This is a genomic window from Micromonospora sp. CNZ297, from assembly GCF_007827625.1.
In genome coordinates, this window is sequence record NZ_VISU01000001.1 from 424,723 (window position 1) to 439,035 (window position 14,313).

General features: G+C 71.9%; 17 protein-coding genes. 4 read left to right on the forward strand and 13 right to left on the reverse strand.

Annotated features, from left to right (window positions below):
• Positions 1-13: 13 nt before the first annotated feature.
• The 11 genes from FB454_RS01915 to FB454_RS01965 form a co-directional block, all read right to left on the reverse strand.
• Entirely contained in the window at positions 14-763 is a 750-nt protein-coding gene (locus tag FB454_RS01915; protein WP_013286905.1) for an SDR family NAD(P)-dependent oxidoreductase, read from the reverse strand.
• Positions 760-1,914 (reverse strand): CaiB/BaiF CoA transferase family protein, encoded by a 1,155-nt coding sequence (locus tag FB454_RS01920; RefSeq protein WP_030268391.1) that lies wholly within the window; start codon positions 1,912-1,914, stop codon positions 760-762. The genes FB454_RS01915 and FB454_RS01920 overlap by 4 nt, the downstream gene beginning before the upstream one ends.
• Positions 1,911-2,795: a hydroxymethylglutaryl-CoA lyase gene (locus tag FB454_RS01925; RefSeq protein ID WP_145822345.1), complete on the reverse strand. Its 885-nt coding sequence runs from the start codon at positions 2,793-2,795 to the stop codon at positions 1,911-1,913. The genes FB454_RS01920 and FB454_RS01925 overlap by 4 nt, the downstream gene beginning before the upstream one ends.
• Positions 2,792-3,223, reverse strand: coding sequence for a GlcG/HbpS family heme-binding protein (locus FB454_RS01930; protein ID WP_013286908.1), 432 nt, complete (start codon positions 3,221-3,223; stop codon positions 2,792-2,794). The genes FB454_RS01925 and FB454_RS01930 overlap by 4 nt, the downstream gene beginning before the upstream one ends.
• Positions 3,224-3,233: 10 nt before the next feature.
• On the reverse strand, positions 3,234-4,442 hold the full coding sequence (locus tag FB454_RS01935; RefSeq protein ID WP_013286909.1) for a CaiB/BaiF CoA transferase family protein: 1,209 nt from the start codon (positions 4,440-4,442) through the stop codon (positions 3,234-3,236).
• Positions 4,439-4,738 carry a NifU family protein gene (locus FB454_RS01940; protein WP_013286910.1) on the reverse strand — a complete coding sequence of 100 codons (300 nt, stop codon included), beginning with the start codon at positions 4,736-4,738 and terminating at the stop codon, positions 4,439-4,441. Before FB454_RS01940 ends, FB454_RS01935 begins: the two co-directional genes overlap by 4 nt.
• Complete coding sequence (locus tag FB454_RS01945) at positions 4,728-5,768, reverse strand: amidohydrolase family protein (protein WP_013286911.1); 1,041 nt, start codon at positions 5,766-5,768, stop codon at positions 4,728-4,730. The genes FB454_RS01940 and FB454_RS01945 overlap by 11 nt, the downstream gene beginning before the upstream one ends.
• A complete protein-coding gene (locus tag FB454_RS01950; RefSeq protein ID WP_013286912.1) occupies positions 5,765-6,862 on the reverse strand; it encodes an ABC transporter permease in 1,098 nt (365 codons plus the stop codon). The genes FB454_RS01945 and FB454_RS01950 overlap by 4 nt, the downstream gene beginning before the upstream one ends.
• Entirely contained in the window at positions 6,859-7,635 is a 777-nt protein-coding gene (locus FB454_RS01955; RefSeq protein WP_013286913.1) for an ATP-binding cassette domain-containing protein, read from the reverse strand. The genes FB454_RS01950 and FB454_RS01955 overlap by 4 nt, the downstream gene beginning before the upstream one ends.
• On the reverse strand, positions 7,632-8,840 hold the full coding sequence (locus FB454_RS01960; RefSeq protein ID WP_013286914.1) for a substrate-binding domain-containing protein: 1,209 nt from the start codon (positions 8,838-8,840) through the stop codon (positions 7,632-7,634). Before FB454_RS01960 ends, FB454_RS01955 begins: the two co-directional genes overlap by 4 nt.
• Before the next feature lie 175 nt (positions 8,841-9,015).
• Complete coding sequence (locus tag FB454_RS01965) at positions 9,016-9,444, reverse strand: amidohydrolase family protein (protein ID WP_041799045.1); 429 nt, start codon at positions 9,442-9,444, stop codon at positions 9,016-9,018.
• 583 nt (positions 9,445-10,027) lie between these two features.
• Between FB454_RS01965 and FB454_RS35240 the strand changes: the two genes are divergently transcribed.
• The 4 genes from FB454_RS35240 (at position 10,028) to FB454_RS01980 (ending at position 12,676) form a co-directional block, all read left to right on the forward strand.
• Positions 10,028-10,150 carry a hypothetical protein gene (locus FB454_RS35240; RefSeq protein WP_013286915.1) on the forward strand — a complete coding sequence of 41 codons (123 nt, stop codon included), beginning with the start codon at positions 10,028-10,030 and terminating at the stop codon, positions 10,148-10,150.
• A gap of 456 nt (positions 10,151-10,606) precedes the next feature.
• Complete coding sequence (locus FB454_RS01970) at positions 10,607-10,969, forward strand: hypothetical protein (protein ID WP_143025307.1); 363 nt, start codon at positions 10,607-10,609, stop codon at positions 10,967-10,969.
• A 46-nt stretch (positions 10,970-11,015) separates the two neighbouring features.
• Positions 11,016-12,221, forward strand: a complete 1,206-nt coding sequence (locus FB454_RS01975) for a CaiB/BaiF CoA transferase family protein (RefSeq protein WP_013286916.1) — start codon at positions 11,016-11,018, stop codon at positions 12,219-12,221.
• Positions 12,222-12,256: 35 nt separating this feature from the next.
• Positions 12,257-12,676 (forward strand): GlcG/HbpS family heme-binding protein, encoded by a 420-nt coding sequence (locus FB454_RS01980; RefSeq protein ID WP_013286917.1) that lies wholly within the window; start codon positions 12,257-12,259, stop codon positions 12,674-12,676.
• A gap of 119 nt (positions 12,677-12,795) precedes the next feature.
• Here the strand turns inward: FB454_RS01980 and FB454_RS01985 are convergent, their stop codons facing one another.
• Positions 12,796-13,425, reverse strand: a complete 630-nt coding sequence (locus FB454_RS01985) for an enoyl-CoA hydratase-related protein (RefSeq protein WP_013286918.1) — start codon at positions 13,423-13,425, stop codon at positions 12,796-12,798.
• Between the two features lie 9 nt (positions 13,426-13,434).
• Entirely contained in the window at positions 13,435-14,202 is a 768-nt protein-coding gene (locus FB454_RS01990) for an enoyl-CoA hydratase-related protein (RefSeq protein WP_145822346.1), read from the reverse strand.
• Between the last annotated feature and the right edge of the window lie 111 nt (positions 14,203-14,313).

Consider the following 14,313-nt stretch of genomic DNA (forward strand, 5'->3'; position numbering starts at 1 on the left):
ACCGATGGTGAACCTACATCGACGCGGTGGAACCGCCGTTGACGGCGTACTCCGAGCCGGTCACCTGCCGGGACCGGTCCCCGGCCAGGAAGAGCACCACCTCGGCGACGTCCTCCGGCTCGTTCATCCGGCCCAGCGGCAGCCGGCGCAGCTCGTGCACGACGTGGTCGGCGGCGGCGGAGACGTCGATGCCGAGCCGGAGCGCGACCGACTCCAGGTAGGCGTCCATGGTCGCGGTCCGGGTCGGGCCGGGCGCGACGGTGTTCACCCGTACACCCCGGGAGCCGTACTCCAGGGCCAGGCCCTTGGCGAGGCTGAGCAGCGCGGCCTTGCTGACCGCGTAGTCGAGCATGTGCGGCTTGGGGTGCCGCGCCGCCTCGGAGCCGATGGTGACCACGCTGCCGCCGCCCCGCTCGACCATGAGCGGCACGAGCGCGCGGCACAGGCGCACGCAGGACATCACGTTCACGTCCCAGGTGCGCTGCCAGGCGGCGTCGTCGATGTCGGTGAACGCGTCCCGGTACGGCGCGAGCGCCACGTTGTTGACGAGCACGTCCGCGCCGCCGTACCGGCTGGTCACCTCCCGCACGACGGCGGCGACGCCGGCCGGGGTGCCCAGGTCGGCGGTGACCGGGACGCCCACGCAGGCGGAGACGTCCAGGTCGGCGGAGACCACCTCGGCGCCCTCGTCGGCCAGCCGGCGGGCCACGGCGAGCCCGATCCCCGATCCGGCGCCGGTGACGACGGCGACCCTGCCCCTCATCCGCTTCTCCCCTCGGTGCCGTCGGCGAGCACCTCGTCGGTGTGCTCGCCGAGCGTCGGTGCGAGCCGGCCGGCCGGCAACGGCGAGCCGGACATGACGATCGGCGAGGCGACGCTGCGCAGCCGCCCGGCCACCGGATGCTCGACGATCGACACCAGGCCGGACCCGGCCTCTTCCTCCTCGCGGAGGATCTCCTCGTAGCCGGCCAGCGGCGCGCACGGCACGTCGATCGCGGACAGCTCCGCCAGCCACTCGGCCGTGGTACGCCCGAGCAGCACCTCGGCGACCACCCGGTAGAGCCCGTCGGCGTTGGCGATCCGCTTGCCGACGGTGTCGTAGTCGGGGTGGCGCAGCAGGTCGGCGCGCCCGACCAGGGTGAGGAACCGTTCCCACTGCCGGCCGGTGTAGATCAGGACGCACAGGTGCCCGTCGGCGGTGGCGTACGGACGGCGGTTCGGCGCGGCGGTACGCGGGTAGAGCGGCGGCCCGGTGGGCGGGTCGAACGTCCAGCCGTCGAGCTGTTCGAGCAGGCCGAAGGCGACCATCGTGTCGTACATCGGCACCTCGACGCGCTGCCCCTCGCCGGTGGCGTCGCGGTGCCGCAGCGCGGCGAGCACGGCGGTGGACGCGGTGAGCCCGGTGATCTTGTCGGCGAGCGGTGTGACGACGTACCCGGGCTGGTCCTGGTTGACGCTCTGGAGCCGGGCGATGCCGGAGGCGCCCTGGATCACGTCGTCGTAGGCGGGCCGGTCGGCGTGCCGGCCGGTGCCACGGAAGCCCGGGATCGCGCAGTAGACGATCGCCGGGTGCAGCGCGCGTACGTCGTCGTAGGTGAGCGCGAGCCGGGCCGCGGCGGCCGGGCGCATGTTGTGCACCAGCACGTCCACCGTCGGCACCAGCCGGTCGAACGCGGCCCGGTCGGCGGGCGCCTTGAGGTCCAGCAGGACGCTCTTCTTGCCCCGGTTCATGTTGAGGAACACCGCCGCCATGCCGGGGGTGCGGGCGGCGCCGAGCTGGCGGGCGATGTCGCCGCCCGGCGGCTCCACCTTGATCACCTCGGCGCCCAGGTCGGCCAGCATCAGCGTGCAGTACGGGCCGGAGAACGTGCTGGTCAGGTCCAGCACCCGGAGTCCGGTCAGCGGCCCGGTCACGGGAAGCCACCGGCCCGGCTCAGCATGCCCGGCAGCTCGGCGCCGAACACCTCGCCCAGCCACCTGGCGTTGTCGATGGCCGCCTCCTGCGACACCCCGGTCCGGGTGCCGGAGCGTTCCAACGCGTACACCACGTCCTCGGTGGCCACGTTGCCGGTGGCGGCCGGCGCGAACGGGCAGCCGCCGATGCCGCCGACGCTGGCGTCGATCGCCCGCGCCCCGGCCCCGACGGCGGCCAGGACGTTCGCCAGGCCCAGGTTGCGGGTGTTGTGGAAGTGCCCGCGCAGGCTCGCCCCGGTGCGCTCGCGTACGGCGGTGAACAGGCGCTCCACCTGGGACGGCACGGCCACGCCGATGGTGTCGGCGAGCGCCACCTCGTCCGGTGCCACCGATGCCAGGTCGTCGACGACGCGCAGCACGCGCTCCGGCGGCGTCTCCCCCTCGAACGGGCAGCCGAACGCGGCACCGACCGTGACCGACGCGCGCAGCCCCTGCTCGCGGGCGCGGGGCAGCAGCCGCCGCACCTGCGCCACCGCCTCGGCGGTGGTCGTGCCCTGGTTGCGCCGGCAGAACGTGTCGGTGGCGACGACCACGAAGTTGACCTCGGTGACACCGGCGGCGACCGCCCGGTCCAGGCCGCGGCCGTTCATCACCAGGCCGATCGAGGCCAGGCCCGGCTCGTCGCGGACCAGTGCCACCAGCGCGTCGGCGTCGGCGAGCTTCGGCACCTTCGCCGGGTTGACGAAGCTCGTCACCTCGACCCGCCGGCTGCCCGCCGCGACGGCCCGGCGTACCAGTTCGGCCTTCTGCCCGGTGGTCAGCTCCGCCGGGTGGTTCTGGAGGCCGTCCCGGGGGCCGACCTCGACGATCTCGACGTTCAAGACAGCGCCTTCAGTCCGGCCTGCGCGACCTCCATGTCCTGCGTGTAGTGGCCGCCGCTGACCCCGATGCCACCGACCAGCACGTCGTCGACCTTCACCGGATAGCCGCCGCCGAAGGTCACCAGCCGGTCGATCGCGGGCGGGGCGCCCATCGCCAGCGGGCCGTCGTCCTTGATGAAGTCGTACCAGCCGTCGCTGCTGAGCCCGAAACCGACTGCCGTGTACGCCTTGTCCTGCGCCAGCTGGACGCTCACCAGCGGCGCACCGTCCATCCGCTCGTACGCCTTCAGCACGCCGCTCTCGTCGCACACCGCGACGGTGACCGCGAAGCCCATCTCCTCGGCGCGGGCGACGGCGGCGGCCACCATCGCCCGCGCGGCCGGCGCGGAGATCGAGCGCTTCTTCACCACGTACGGGTTCTTCGCCATGACTGCCTCCTCAGATCGCGCCGGCGGCGCGCAGTTCGGTGATCCGGTCGTCGGCCAGGCGCAGCACCTGGCGCAGGACCTCGTCGGTGTGCTCGCCCAGCCGGGGGCCCACCGAACGCAGCCGGCCCGGGGTGCGGGACAGCCGGGGCGCGACATTCTGCATCGGGAACGCGCCCATCTCCGGGTGGTCGAGTTCGACGATCGCCTCGCGCGCGGCGAAGTGCTCGTCGGTCAGCATCTCCCGGGCGGTGTAGACCGACCCGGCCGGTACGCCGCCCAGATGCAGCAGCCGCAGCAGCGCGGCCGGTTCGAACGTGACGGTCCACGCCGCGATCAGGTCGTCCAGTTCGGCCTGGTGCGCGCCGCGGGCGGCGTGGGTGGCGTACCGGGGGTCGTCGGCCAGGTCCGGGCGGCCCATCACCGCCGCCAGGCGGCGGAACACCGTGTCCTGGTTCGCGGCGATCAGCACTGTGGCGCCGTCGCGCGTCGGGTACGCGTTGCTCGGCGCCACGTTGGGCAGGATCGAGCCGGTCCGCTCCCTGATGTAGCCGGTGAGCGCGTACTCCGGCACCAGCGACTCCATCAGCGCCAGCACCGACTCGTAGATGGCGCTGTCCACCACCTGGCCCTGGCCGGTGCTGGTCGCCACCCGCAACGCCATCATGGCGCCGAGCGCGGCGAACGTGCCGGCCAGCGAGTCGCCGAGGCTCACGCCGATGCGGCTCGGCGGCGTGGACGGGTCGCCGGTGACGTGCCGGATCCCGCCCATCGCCTCGCCGATCGAGCCGTAGCCGGCCCGGGACGCGTACGGGCCGTCCTGCCCGAACGCGGTGACCCGCACGACGACGAGCCGTGGGTTGATCCGGTGCAGCTCCTCCGGCGCGAGTCCCCAGCGTTCCAGCGTGCCCGGGCGGAAGTTCTCCACGAACACGTCGGCGCCGGCGAGCAGGTCGCGCATGAGCTGCTGTCCCTCGGGCATCCGCAGGTTGCAGGTGACCGACTTCTTGTTGCGGGCCACCACCGGGAACCACAGCGACTTGCCGTGCGGCTTCTCCCGCCCCCACTGCCGCATCGGGTCGCCGCCGTCCGGCTGCTCGACCTTGATCACCTCGGCGCCGAAGTCGCCGAGCAGTTGCGCGCAGAACGGCCCGGCCAGCAGCACGCCGGCCTCCACCACGCGTACCCCGGTCAGCGGCCCGTCGGGAAAGCCGTCGGTCATCCGGCCGGCTCCGACAGTCCGAACATCTTCTCGATGCGGGCCTCGGCGAACCGGGAGACCGCGCCCGCCCGGGTCACCGACCGGACGCCCTCGATCTTCAGCAGCGCCGGGCGGACCAGGGAGCCCATGGTGACCGGCGCCGACGGGCAGGCGGCGCAGCGGCCGTGGAACGTCACCCGGGCGTCGCCGTCGGCGTCCACGTCGACTGTGACGCCGCCGCCGTGCGCCTCGACGAGCTGGCGTACCTTGCCGTCGAGCGCGCGGTCGGCGGCCTTCGCCCTCTTGTCAGCGCCCATCCTTACGGCCCTTCTTCGCGGACTTCTTGCCGCTCTTGCCGTACAGCTCCTTCTTCTTGGCCTTCACGTCGATGCCGAGCACCCGGGCGAAGTTCAGGCCGAAGATCTTCTCCTTGATCTCGTCGGTCAGCTCCGGGTAGCCGTAGCCGTCCTGGAGGTCCTCCGGCATGCGCATCTCGGCGAACAGGTCGATGTACGCCTGCACCTTCGGCCAGACGAACGCCTCGGAGCCCCAGAGCAGCCGGTCCGGGCCGACGTGCAGCAGGCACTTGCCGATGGCGTGCAGCGCGGCGCGCGGCGCGACCGGGTACTGGTTGATCCAGGCGGTCAGCGCGAGGTGGATGTTCTCGTACCGGGCCGCGATGTTGATCGTCTCGTTGATGAACGGCTCGCCGAGGTGGTGCACGATGAACGTCATCTCGGGGAAGTCCTGCGCCGCGCGCTCCAGGTCGTACGGGGCCAGGTCGGCGATGTGCTGTGTGTTGAACGCCAGGCCCTTGTGGAACTGCACGTTCGTCACGCCGTGTTCGAGGGCGGTCTCCCACAGCGGGTACGCGACCTGCCGGTCGTCGATCTTCCAGGACAGGCCGCCGGAGTGCGCCTGGTAGAACTTGAAGCTGGTGGCGCCCCACTCCTCGATCTGGCGGATCATCTCGGTCACCGCGCCGTAGCGGCCGTGCGTGATCGGGTCGACGCCGCCGCAGAACAGCACCCGATCCGGGTACGCCTCCTTGAGCTTGTAGTTGTTCTCCGCCGGCGAGAACCCCAGCTTCCAGCCGCCGTGGCTGGGCACCGTCTGGGCCATCGCCATGTCGGTGTCGGACTCCTCGAACATCAGCCGGTACGCGTCCTCGACCGACAGTTCGCGGCCGGAGATGTCGTCGTACGGGTAGCCCGGCGCGGAGTACTTGCGGGCGTACTCCACGAGCGCGTTCGTCGACTTCTTCCCGCCGTGGTTGAAGTCGATGTTCTCGTCGGTGAGCTTGTACATGTGGATGGCGTTGTCGAGGACGAAGAAGCCGTTCTTCATGGGGTGGGACGTCCCTTCGGGGTGGTGTCGTTCTCCAGGCGTTCGACGTGCCGGACCGCGAGCTGGCGGCGGCGGCGCACCGACCACGCGGCGACCGATACGCCGGTGATCACGGCGAGGCCGTTGAAGACGCGCTCGATCCAGGTCGCGGCGCCGAGGTGTTGCAGACCGGCGATGGTGAAGGTGATGAAGTACGCGGCGATCACGGTGCCGAGGATGTTGACCCGGCCTGGTCGCAGCGCGGCGGCGCCGAGGAAGGCCGCGGCGAAGGCCGGCAGCAGGAACTGTTCGCCGACCGTCGGCTGGGCCGAGCCGATCCGCGAGGCCAGCAGCACGCCGGCCAGCGAGGCGAGCACCGCCGCGCCGACGAACGCCCGGACGGTGTAGCTGCGGACGTCGATGCCGGCCCGGGCGGCGCCGCGCAGGTTGCCGTCCATCGCGTAGAGCCGCTGCCCGAAGGGCGTCCAGACGACGATGAACTCCAGCGCCAGCACCAGCACCACGAGGTAGATCAGCGGCAGCGGGACGCCGCCCAGGTCGCCGCGGGCGATCTCGGTGAACGCCGGCGGCACGTTCTGGTACAGCACCCGGCCGCCGGTGACCATGTAGAGCAGACCCATCAGCAGGCTGCCCACGGCGAGCGTGGCGATGATCGAACTCATGCCGAACTTCAGCACCAGCAGGCTGTTGAGCAGGCCGACCGCGACGCCGACGGCGAGCACCGCGAGCAGGGCCAGCCAGATCGGCACGCCCTGCACCGCGATCAGCCAGATGCTCACGCCCTGCGCCAGGCCCAGCATCGGGCCGACCGACGCGTCCAGATAGTGCGCCAGCAACGGCAGCGTGGCGGCCATCGCCACGATCACCGTCACTGTCTGGTTGACCAGGATCAGCCGGAAGTTGGTGGTGGTGAAGTACGTGTCCGGGGTGAGCGCGGAGAAGACCGCGATCACCAGGACGAGCATGCCGAGCAGCCCGAACCGGCTCACCCCCTCGACCGCCCGCTCCCCGGCCCCGGCGCGGGACCGGTCGGCGCTCTGCTTGACGACGGTGCGGCCGCCGCCCGGGGGCGTCTTCGTCGTGGCGGCGGTCATCGGACCGCCTCCCCCGCCGTGGCGAGCGTGCCCGCGACGATCAGCTGCACGCACCGTTCGACGTCGAGCCCCTCGGTGGGGCCGTGGTAGACGTTGCGGCCGCCCTTCATCACCAGCAGCCGGTCGGCCATCGACAGGATCTCCGGGATCCGGTGGCTGATCACGATGACCGCGTAGCCGCGGTCGCGCAGCCGGCGGATCAGCGCGTTGACGCCGTCGGACTCGGTGGTGCCGAGCGCCGCGGTCGGCTCGTCCATCACCATCACGCGCGGCTCGTTCTCGGTGACCAGCGCGCGGGCGATGGCGACCATCTGCCGCTGCCCGCCGGAGAGCCCCTCGACCAGCACGTTCATGTCGTGCAGGTCGATGCCCAGCTCCTCCAGCACCGTCCGGGTACGCTCGCGCATCGCCCGCTTGCGCAGCACGGGCAGGCCGCGTACACCGCCGGTCCACTCGCGGCCGAGGAAGACGTTCTCGACGATGCTCAGGTTGTCGGAGAGCCCGAGATCCTGGTAGATCATCTCGATCCCGGCGGACCGGGCCGCGCCGATGGTGTGCGGCGTCAGGTCCCGGCCGGCCACCCGCAGGCGGCCGGTGTCCGGCGCCAGCGCGCCGCTGACCATGCTCATCAGCGTGGACTTGCCGGCGCCGTTGTCCCCGACGACGCCCAGGATCTCGCCCGGGCGTACGTCGAAGGAGACGTCGGTGACGGCGCGTACCCGGCCGTAGGACTTGCTGACGCCCACCGCCTCCAGCACCGGGGCGGCACTCATCGGGCCTCGCTCCACATCTTCTCGTAGCGCTCGGCGTAGTTCACGTAGCTGTTCCAGTCGACCGCGCCGTCCTTGGGGGCGTTCGACTTGTCGAAGACTGTGGCCGGGATGCCCTGCTCGGCGTCGGGCAGCGCGGGCTGACCGGCGGCCAGCCGGCCCACCTGGTCGATGGCGGCGTAGGCGTTCCAGCCGCGGATGGCGCCGAAGTCGGCGAGCTGGTCACCGGCTGCGACGCTGCCCAGCCGCTCCGGCTCGGCGTTCTTCGACAGCACCTTGATGTCGTTGCGGCCGGCGGCCCGGATGGCGGCGATGACGGACTCCACGCCGTTGCCGTACGGGGTGAGGATGTACTGCAGCTTGTCGCCGTGCTTCTGGATCAGCGAGGTGGTGATGTTCTGCATCTCGATCGGGTCGACCGCCTGCGCCAGCGTGCGCTCGCGGACCTCCAGCAACTCGCAGCCGGTGCAGCCGGCGAGCACGCGCTTGCTGGCGTTGAGCGCCTCGACCAGGTGCGGGTAGCCGACGTCCCAGAGGAAGACGACCTTGGCCTTGCCGTTGGAGTCGGCGACGGCCTTGGCGGTGGCCAGCACCGCCTGGAACGTCTCCCGGCTGGACACGTGCGCGTCGTAGCCGACCGCGCCGCCCTCGGCGACGGCGGAGACGCCCACGACCGGGATCTTCGCCTTCTGCAGCTCGGCGATGCCGTCGGCGACCTGGTTCTCCGGGATGGCGACGGTGATGACGGCGGTGGGCTTGTTGGCGGCGGCGGTGGCCAGCGCCTTCTGGTAGCCCTCCGGGGTGCCCTGCCCGTCCAGGATCTCGGCGCTCCAGCCGAGCTTCTCGGCGATGGCGGTGGCCCGCTTGCCGACCTCCTCACAGGAGGTGCCGATCTTGCAGACGATGATGTTGAGCTTGCCGTTCGCCGGCGGCTTCACCGACGTCGTCGGACCGGACCACTCCTCGTAGACCTTGATCTTGTCGAGGGTGATGTCGGCTTCCTTGCCCTCGAAGTAGAGCATCCCGCCGGTGCCGGCGGCGATCAGCTTGCGGGCCGTCTCGGTGTACTCGTCGTTCACCGCGGCGGGCGTGTCGGAGGCGGTGCTCTCCGCACCCGATCCGCAGGCGGCGGTGGTGAGCAGAAGGGCGGCCGCCCCGAATGCGGCGGCGGCGGCGCGGAGCCGGCGGGCTCCGAAAGTGTGTGTCACGGTGCTACTCCCTCGGTGGGTGGCAGTCGTCGAAAAGAAGCGAATCGATGAGTCGGCGCAGGGAGGGGCGAAAACAAACCCGGCGCGTGACGGGCGCTTCGGGTTGCATGCAATCGCAGTCCAACACGATCAACATCGACAGTCAATAGTTCGCAATGCCGAAACATAAGCCCTGCTAGAGAGCGTTTCTCCAGCCCGCGAGGGAGGCGCGTTCGCCCCGACCGGGCGGAGAAATTGTATTTTTCCGACGTGAGGCTCGCGGGGTACGCGTCAGCGGACGGACGCCGCGGAACGCCCGATGCGCAGGACCGCCCGGCCGTGCTCGGTCAGCATCCGCGCGCACCTTCTCCCCGCCCAGGCCGTGCAGGCGCAACGCGTTGCCGCCCATCAGCTTGGCGAACACGTCCGGGGTGAACTCCGGGAAGCCCCACCCGTCCACCAGATCCCGGGGCATCTCGAAATCCGTCAAGGCGTCGATGATCGGCTGCGGGTGCGCGGACGGCACGCCGGTGGCGAACATGATGCGATCCGTGCCGCCGTGCATCATGAGCATGCCGACGATCTCGGCGAACCGGCGCGGCTTGCGCACGATCATGTTCGACACCGACTCGATCGTCGCCCAGATGTTCGGGTGGGGTGTGGCCGATGCGGTACAGCGCGTTCACCATGCCGTCGTACGCGGCCTGGGAGCAGTGCGGCGCCCGGTTCCCGGGCCGGAAGTCGTACCCGTGGACGACACCGTCCACCACGACCATCCCATTGATCATGTCAACTCCGTTCTCCTGCCGACGGGAGCGCGACGAGGTGGTGGACGGGCGCGGCCGCTCGTCGGGGCGTTGCGCGGTATGTGATCGCGGCCACCAGCAGCCCGAGAATGTACACAACATAGGTGCGCAGCCCGGAGCGGTCAAGACTGTCTCGTGGTCAGTGAGATCGGCCGGCGCATGCCGCCAGCAGCGTCTTCACCTGGTTGTTTTCCCGATTTTCTCGACACGCCGGGTCGAATGAGACCCGGCGGCGAGCACCGTAGCCACCGCCTCGCGGAGAATCCTTGACAGTGATTGCATACATTGCTTGACTCTCTCGCCATGACAGAGCAGGCAGTGACAGTCCCTCGTCCGGGGGACGTCGAGCGCCGCCGGCCTCGGCGGCTCGACCCCGTTCTGGTACGAGGGCTACACCTGACCATGTCCGTGTCTGCCCCGCAGGCGGCCGTCCGGCGGAGCACGGTTCTCCCCGTGCTCCGCGGCCACGGCGCCACCCTCGCCCTGGCCGCGCTCTGGGTCGCGCTGGTGCTGGCCACGCCGTGAAGTCGCCGGCCTTCCTGTCCCACCAGACCGTCATCGCGGTGGCCTTCAACATGGCGTTCATCGGCGTCCTGGTCGTCGGCGTCAGCCTGGTGATGCTCAGCGGTGCCGAGTTCGACCTGTCCGTCGGCGTGACCGCTGTGGCCGCCGCGCTGATCGCCGCCCAGCTGCTGACCGACGGCGCGCCGTTCGCCGTGGTGCTGGTGGCGGTGCTGGTGTTCGGCACGCTCATCGGCATCGTGAACGCGGCGCTGATCGTGCGCGGCCTGCGGCCGGACCGGATCCAGGCCGGCGCGCTGGTGTCCTGCGGGCTGGTCGCCGGCCTCGCCGGGCTGGTCCTCGCGTCCCAGGGCGACATCGTCCGGTCCACGCTGACCCCGGGTACCGAGTTCCGGGTGATCTCGATCCTGCTGCTCGGCGGGATGGCGCTCACCGGCCGCCGGGGCAGTGGCGCTGTTCGTGCTGACCAGCACCGCCGCGGCGGTCGCCGGGTGCGTCCAGGTGATGCGCACCGGCGCCTCGGCCGTCACCCTCGGCGAGGGCACCGAACTGTACGTCTACGGCGCGCTGCTGATCGCCGGGTTCCGGCTCGCCGGCGGCGGGCACGGGAGCCCGATGACCGCGTTCCTCAGCCTGCTCTCGCTGAGCATCGTGCTGAACATCTTCCGGCTGCGCGGCATGCCGCTGCCGCTGGGCGACATCCTGCTCGGCGTCACGCTGCTCGGCGCGGTGTCGCTCGGCTGGATCCGCCAGCGCACCCAGCGGCACTCCCCCGAGCCGGAACCCGAACCGGAGGCCCGCCCGCACGCCGTGCCGGCCTGACCTCCGCCCGCACCAACGAGACGACCGACGAGAGAACAGGGACGACATGAACGACTATGCCCGCGGCCCGTTGTCCGGCTTGCGCGTGATCGAAGCCGGGGTCCTGCTGGCCGGGCCGTTCTGCGGCCAGATCCTCGGCGACCTGGGCGCCGACGTGATCAAAGTGGAGGAGCCGGGGCGGGGCGACCCGATGCGCGAATGGGGACGCGAGCGGCCGTACGGCAAGTCGCTGTGGTTCCCGGTGCTCGGCCGCAACAAGCGCTCGGTCACCCTCAACCTGCGCGTTCCGGAGGGGCAGGAGGTGCTGCGCCGGCTCGCCGCCGAGGCCGACGTCCTGGTGGAGAACTTCCGGCCCGGCACGCTGGAGCGCTGGGGCGTCGGCCCGGACGTGCTGTGGGACATCAACCCGCGGCTGGTGATCGTGCGGGTGTCCGCGTACGGGCAGTCCGGGCCGTACGCCGAACGCGCCGGGTACGGCTCGATCGGCGAGGCGATGGGCGGCATCCGCTACACCACAGGCGATCCCGATTCGCTGCCCAGCCGGGTCGGCATCAGCATCGGCGACTCGCTGGCCGGCACGTTCGCCGCTGTGGGCGCGATGGGCGCGCTGCGGGTGGCCGAGGCGACCGGCCGGGGCCAGATCGTCGACAGCGCCATCTACGAGTCGGTGCTCGCGCTGATGGAGTCGCTGGTGCCGGAGTATGCGATCGGCGGCTACATCAGGGAACGCACCGGCTCGATCCTGCCGAACATCGCGCCGAGCAACGTCTACGTCGCCTCCGACGGCGGCATGGTGGTTATCGCGGCGAACCAGGACACCGTGTTCCGCCGGCTGGCCGAGGCGATGGCGCAGCCGGAACTGGCCGCCGACCCGCGGTTCGCCGGGCACACCGACCGCGGCCGGCACCAGCACGAGCTGGACGAGCTGATCGCCAAGTGGTGCGCCGGGTACGCCGGGGACGAGCTGCTGGAGCTGCTGCACCGCCACGGTGTGCCGGCCGGGCGGATCTACACCGCCAAGGAGATGCTCACCGACCCGCACTTCGCCGCCCGGGAGGCGATCGTCCGGCTGGAGCATCCGGACCTCGGCGAGTTCCCGATGCAGAACGTCGTGCCGAAGCTGACCGCGACGCCCGGCGGCATCCGCCGCGTCGGGCCCGAGCTGGGCGAGCACACCGACGAGGTGCTCCGCGACGTCGCCGGACTCGACGGCGACGAGATCTCCCGCCTGCGCGCCGCGGGCGTCGTCTGAGCCCACCCCACCCACCACCACGGAAGGAACCCCTCATGGACAACTTCACCAAGACGTCGGTCACGATCGGCGCCGCGCAGCGGATCCTCGCCGCCGCGATCGCCAAGGCCGAGCAGATCGCGCTGCCGTGCGTCATCGCCGTCGTCGACGAGAGCGGCGTGTTGAAGGCGTTCGCCCGGATGGACGGCGCGGCGCTGCTGTCGGTGCAGGTCGCGCAGGACAAGGCGTACACGGCGGCGGGCTTCGGCATGCCCACCGACGGCTGGTACGACTTCATCAAGGACGACGCGCCGCTGGCCACCGGCGCGACCACGGGCATCGACCGGCTGGTGGTGTTCGGCGGCGGCTACCCGATCACCGCCGACGGCGCGGTGATCGGCGGCATCGGGGTCAGCGGCGGGCACTACACGCAGGACATGGAGGTCGCGCGCGCCGGGCTGGACGCCGTCGCGTGACCCGGCCGCCGGCACGGGGCCCGGGCTCCCCGGCCATCGGTCCCGTGCCGGCGCCCGCCCGGCCCGCCCCGGCTGGTCCCGCCGGGGCGGAACGGCCGGGGCGCGCCGGCGCGACCGGCTCACGCGACGCCGGCCAGCCAGGACTCGTAGTCGAGCGCGGCGGTCAGCTCCGGCCGGTCCCGGCCGCGCAGCGCGCGTGCCAGCGCCGACGCCGGGCCCGCGCCGATCGTGGCGACCCGTGCGGCGAGCGCGGCCCCGGCGTCCGGGTCGGCCGACACCGACCCGATCAGGCCGTGCCGCAACGCCTCGTCGGCGTCGAGCGTGGCGCCGGTCCAGGCCAGGTGTGCCAGCACGCCGGTGCCGGCGACACCGGCGAGCAGCCGTCCGGCGCCGCCGGCCAGGAACGCCGCCGGCGAGCCGGTGCCGAACGTCGCGGTGGGCGCGGCGACGCGCAGGTCCGCGGCGAGGGCCAAGCCGAGCCCGAGGCCGCGTACCGCGCCGTCAACGTGGACGATCACCGGGCCGGGTGCGGCGTGCACCCGCAGCACGAGTTCGTGCAACTGCCCGCTGACCACCGGCTGGGTGAGGTCGTCGGGCTCGTGCCGCCAGGCGTCGCCCTCGACGCGGATCAGCAGCGGCTCCCCCGGCGTACGGGCGTGGCGCTTGAGCGCGTCGAGCAGGGCGGCCCGGGCGGCCGGGCCGAGCCGTTCGCCCGCGCCCGGGTCGGCGGCCTCGTGTACCTGCGTCACGTGTCTCTCCTATCGGCCGGTGAAGCGGGCCGGACGCTTCTCCAGGAACGCGTCGATGCCCTCGATGTGGTCGTCGGTGGACAGCAGCGTCAGCAGCAGCGAACGCTCGTGGGCGAGGCCGGCGGTCAGGCCGACCTCCTCGGCGGTAAGCAGCGCCTGCTTGCCGAGGCGGACCGCGACCGGGCTGCGGGCGGCGATCGAGGCGGCCAGCGCGATCCCGGCCTCGACCACCCGTTCGGCGGGCACCACCTGGCTGACCAGGCCCATCCGCTGCGCGGTCCAGGCGTCCACCAGCCGGCCGCCCAGCACCAGCTCGGCGGCCCGGAACCGGCCGGCGACGCGGGCCCAGCGCTGGGTGCCGCCGGCGCCGGGGATGATGCCGAGGTTGATCTCCGGCTGGCCGAACACGGCGGAGTCGGCCGCGACCACCGCGTCGCACGTCATGGCCAGTTCGCACCCGCCGCCCAGGACGTATCCGGCGACGGCTGCGACGGCCGGCTTGCCGAAGCGGGCGAACCGGTTCCAGCACTCCAGCCGCTCGGAGAGCAGGTAGTCGGCGGGCGACGTGCGGCGCAGTTCGCGGATGTCCGCGCCGGAGGCGAACAGCCGCGGGCCGCCGGTCAGCACCAGCACCCGTACCGCCGGGTCGGCCTCGGCCCGGTCCATCGCCGCGGCGAGCGCGCGCAGGACGTCGGCGCTGAGCGCGTTGCGTGTCTGCGGCCGGTCGATGGTGGCGACCGCCACCGCGTCGTGTACCGCGTAACCGACGGGTTCCACGGATCACCTCCCTGTCGTCCGCACCAGGCGAACATACTCTTCGGTATGTCGTCAAGATCTTCGCGGACGGCTTGGCAAGCGTACGACACAAGGGAAAACAGCATCCGGGAA

Bases quoted from the DNA above. Each gene is read 5' to 3' on its own strand.
- FB454_RS01915 (WP_013286905.1), bottom strand. From the start codon at position 763: ATGAGGGGCAGGGTCGCCGTCGTCACCGGCGCCGGATCGGGGATCGGG.
- FB454_RS01930 (WP_013286908.1), bottom strand. From the start codon at position 3,223: ATGGCGAAGAACCCGTACGTGGTGAAGAAGCGCTCGATCTCCGCGCCG.
- FB454_RS01935 (WP_013286909.1), bottom strand. From the start codon at position 4,442: ATGACCGACGGCTTTCCCGACGGGCCGCTGACCGGGGTACGCGTGGTG.
- FB454_RS01940 (WP_013286910.1), bottom strand. From the start codon at position 4,738: ATGGGCGCTGACAAGAGGGCGAAGGCCGCCGACCGCGCGCTCGACGGC.
- FB454_RS01945 (WP_013286911.1), bottom strand. From the start codon at position 5,768: ATGAAGAACGGCTTCTTCGTCCTCGACAACGCCATCCACATGTACAAG.
- FB454_RS01950 (WP_013286912.1), bottom strand. From the start codon at position 6,862: ATGACCGCCGCCACGACGAAGACGCCCCCGGGCGGCGGCCGCACCGTC.
- FB454_RS01955 (WP_013286913.1), bottom strand. From the start codon at position 7,635: ATGAGTGCCGCCCCGGTGCTGGAGGCGGTGGGCGTCAGCAAGTCCTAC.
- FB454_RS35240 (WP_013286915.1), top strand. From the start codon at position 10,028: ATGTCCGTGTCTGCCCCGCAGGCGGCCGTCCGGCGGAGCACGGTTCTC.
- FB454_RS01975 (WP_013286916.1), top strand. From the start codon at position 11,016: ATGAACGACTATGCCCGCGGCCCGTTGTCCGGCTTGCGCGTGATCGAA.
- FB454_RS01980 (WP_013286917.1), top strand. From the start codon at position 12,257: ATGGACAACTTCACCAAGACGTCGGTCACGATCGGCGCCGCGCAGCGG.